At 72.8% G+C, this 3,679-nt stretch carries 2 protein-coding genes; one reads left to right on the top strand and one right to left on the bottom strand.

What is annotated here, in order from left to right; translation table 11 throughout:
* Positions 1-35 precede the first annotated feature (35 nt).
* Entirely contained in the window at positions 36-1,358 is a 1,323-nt protein-coding gene (locus HGA02_RS12940; protein ID WP_168679352.1) for an ABC transporter substrate-binding protein, read from the bottom strand.
* Between the two features lie 228 nt (positions 1,359-1,586).
* On the opposite strand from HGA02_RS12940, the gene HGA02_RS12935 reads away from it, so the two are divergent.
* Positions 1,587-3,632 carry a beta-galactosidase gene (locus HGA02_RS12935; RefSeq protein ID WP_168679351.1) on the top strand — a complete coding sequence of 682 codons (2,046 nt, stop codon included), beginning with the start codon at positions 1,587-1,589 and terminating at the stop codon, positions 3,630-3,632.
* Positions 3,633-3,679 lie beyond the last annotated feature (47 nt).

The following is a 3,679-nucleotide window of genomic DNA, read 5'->3' as shown; positions in this document are numbered from 1 at the left end:
CGCCCGGCGGGAGGGGTGCCGGGCGGCCGCGCGCGTCACTTGGTGACGGTGAAGCCCTGGTTCTCCAGGTCGTCGACCGTGGTGGCCTGCATGGCCGTGACGGCGTCGAGGAACAGCGACGCCTGCTTGGCCTCGGCGGCCTTGCCGAACTCGTCGTTGTACGCGGAGTACGCGACGTTGACGTTCGGGCCGTAGGTGAAAGGCTGCACGCCCTTCGCCGTCTCGGCGGCCAGCGTGTAGAAGTCGGCCTGGTTCGAGAAGAACTCCGGCGGGCTCGAGAGCGCCTCGGCCTGGCTCGGGATGTCGGCCGGGTACAGGCCGCCCTCCGAGACGAGCAGGTTCACGCCCTCCTGGCTCGCGTTGAGCCACGCGATGAACTTCGCGGCCTCGGCCTTGTGCGTCGACTGCGACGTCACCGACGTGGCGGACCCGCCCCAGTTGCCCGTGGCGTCGTCGCCCTCCTCCCACTGCGGCATGGGCGCCATCTTCCACTTGCCCGCGGTGTCGGGGGCGTTGCCCTGCAGCACGCCGGGCGCCCAGATCGCCGAGAGCCAGCCGACCTGCGAGCCGTCGTTGAGCGCCGCGTTCCACTCCGGGGTGTACATCGGCTTGTTGTCGATGACGCCCTTCTCGACGAGGCCGCCCCAGTACTCGGCGACCTTCTGGACGGGCGCGGACTCGATGTCGACGCTCCACGCGTCGCCGTCGATGCCCCACCACGAGGCGCCGGCCTGCTGCGTGAGGCCCGTGAACCAGCCGGCGTCGTTCGCGGAGAACGTGCCGAGGTACTTGGTCGGGTCCGCGGTGTGGAGCTGCTCGGCGACCTGCGCGTACTGCTCCCACGTCGTCGGGACGGCGAGCCCGTACTGCTGGAAGACGTCCTCGCGGTAGTAGAACTGCATGGGTCCGGAGTCCTGCGGGACGCCGTAGACCGCGTCGCTGCCGAGCGTGACGGACTGCCACGTGCCCTCGGCGAAGCGCTCCGCGGTGCCGTCGGGGAGCACGTCGGCGATGTCGGCGAGCGCGTCCTCCGAGACCAGCGTCGGGATCTTCTGGTACTCGGTCTGGAACAGGTCGGGTGCGCCCGAGCCCGCCTGGATCGCGGTGAGCAGCTTGGTGACGGCGGGGTCGCCGCCGTCCTGCTTGTTGACGGTGACCTGGATGTCGGGGTTGGCCTCGTTCCAGACGGCCACCGCCTCCTCCATGCCGGGCGCCCAGGTCCAGAAGGTCAGCTCGACCTTCCCGCCGGAGCCGTCCGCCGTGTCGTCGCCGCTGTCGCCGCCGCTGGAGCAGGCGGTCGCGAGCAGCGCGGTCGCGGCCACGGCGGCAGCGACCCGGATGCCTGTGTGCAGGCGCATGTGACCTCCTCGTCAAGGGTCCGCCGCTGCCTCGCGACGGACGGGCGTCATCGGTGACGCCGAGCCTGTGCGCGTTCACAGTGAACGACGCTCCGGAGACTTGTCAACTGTCGTCACCCTGGTGTTACCTACCCGTTGTGAACGGTCCCAGTGCCGGGGATGGCGCTTTCGCGCCTGTGCCGCCGCTGTGACCGATCACAACGGATGACCCAGACTCGACGGAGCGTCATGCCTCACCAGACCGCCCCCGGACCCGCGCGGCCCACCTGGCCGCTCGGGCTCGACCACATCGCCTACGGCGGCGACTACAACCCCGAGCAGTGGCCCGAGGAGGTCTGGCACGAGGACGTCGCGCTCATGCGCGAGGCCGGCGTCAGCCTCGTCAGCGTCGGGATCTTCTCCTGGGCGCTGCTCGAGCCGCGGCCCGGCGAGCACGACTTCGGGTGGCTGGACCGGCTGCTCGACCTGCTGCACGAGAACGGCATCCGCGTCGACCTCGGCACCCCGACCGCGTCGCCCCCCGCGTGGTTCTTCGCCGCGCACCCCGACGCGCGCGTCGTCACCCGGGACGGCACCGTCCTCGGCTTCGGCTCGCGCGGCATGGCCGCACCCACGCACCCTGCCTACCGCGCCGCGGCCGTGAGCATCGCCGACGCGCTCGCCCGCCGCTACGGGTCGCACCCCGCCGTCGCGCTCTGGCACGTCCACAACGAGTACGGCGCACCCGTCGCGGAGGACTACTCCCCCGCCGCCGCGACCGCGTTCCGCGCCTGGTTGCAGGACCGGTACGGCACGCTCGACGCGCTCAACGCCGCCTGGGGCACCGCGTTCTGGGGCCAGCGGTACGGCGAGTGGGCGCACGTCGACGTGCCGTCCGTCGCGCCGTCCGTCGTCAACCCCGCGCAGCGCCTCGACTTCGCGCGGTTCTCCGACCAGGCGCTGCGCGACTGCTACGTCGCCGAGCGCGACGCGATCCGCGCGCACTCCGCCGTGCCGGTCACGACGAACTTCATGACGACCAACTGCCTGCCGGTCGACCTGTGGGCCTGGGCCGACGAGGTCGACGTCGTCGCCAACGACCACTACCTCGACGCCGCCGACGAGCGCGCCCACGTGGGCCTCGCGCTCGCCGCCGACCTCACGCGGTCACTCGCCCGCGGCAAGCCGTGGATCCTCATGGAGCACTCCACGTCCGCCGTGAACTGGCAGCCGCGCAACGTCGCCAAGCGACCCGGCGAGCTCGCGCGCAACGCGTACAGCCACCTCGGGCGCGGCGCCGACGCGATCCTGTTCTTCCAGTGGCGCGCCTCCCGGTCCGGCGCCGAGAAGTTCCACTCCGCGATGCTGCCGCACGCCGGCACGTCGTCCCGCGTCTGGCGCGAGGTCACCGCGCTCGGCGCCGAGCTCGCCCGGCTCGACGAGGTGCGGGGCTCCACGGTGCGCGCCGACGTCGCGATCGTCTGGGACTGGCAGTCGTTCTGGGCGCAGGACCTCGAGTGGCGGCCGACCGTCGACCTCGACCACCGCGAGCGCGTCCTGGCCTACTACGACCGGCTGTGGCGCGACGGGATCACCGTCGACCTCGTCCACCCCTCCGCCGACCTGTCCGGCTACCGGCTGGTCGTCGCGCCCGCGTCCTACCTGCTGACCGCCGCCGACGGCCAGAACCTCACGCGGTACGTCGCGGACGGCGGGACGCTCGTCGTCTCGTGCTTCTCGGGGATCGTCGACGAGCACGACGCCGTGCACCCCGGCGGCTACGGCGCGCCGCTGCGCACCGCGCTCGGCCTGACGGTCGAGGAGTTCCAGCCGCTGCGCGCGGGCCGGTCCCTGCGGGTGGGCTGGTCGCACGCCGGGACCACGACCGAGCTCGTGGGCGACGTGTGGGCCGACGACCTCGCGCTCGAGGGCGCCGACGTCGTCGCCGCCTACACCGACGGACCCGTTGCCGGGCGGCCCGCGATCACCCGGCACGCGCACGGGCGGGGCACGGGCTGGTACGTCTCCACGCGGCTCGACGTCGACCAGCTCGCCGTCGTGCTCGACGCCGCCTACGCCGACGCCGGCATCACGCCGGCCGGTCTGCCCAAGGACGTCGAGGTCGTCCGGCGGCACGGCAGCGACGCCGACTACGTCGTCGCGATCAACCACGCCGACGCGCCCGTCGCCGTCCCCGCCGACGGCACCGACCTGCTCACCGGCACAGCCGTGAGCGGGACCGTCAAGGTCCCGGCCGGCGGCGTCGCCGTCGTCCGCGAGGCGCGCCCGGCCTGACCACGCGTTCGACCCGTACCGGGACGGCGCGTCCGTGTCCGGTCGGT

It is taken from the genome of Cellulomonas septica, from assembly GCF_012396155.1.
GTDB lineage: Bacteria > Actinomycetota > Actinomycetes > Actinomycetales > Cellulomonadaceae > Cellulomonas > Cellulomonas septica.
The sequence above is the reverse complement of the archived record's forward strand: the minus strand, read 5'-3'. Positions and strand labels throughout refer to the sequence as shown.

Excerpts from the sequence above, each read along its gene's own strand:
- HGA02_RS12940 (WP_168679352.1), bottom strand. The coding sequence starts at position 1,358 with ATGCGCCTGCACACAGGCATCCGGGTCGCTGCCGCCGTGGCCGCGACC.
- HGA02_RS12935 (WP_168679351.1), top strand. The coding sequence starts at position 1,587 with ATGCCTCACCAGACCGCCCCCGGACCCGCGCGGCCCACCTGGCCGCTC.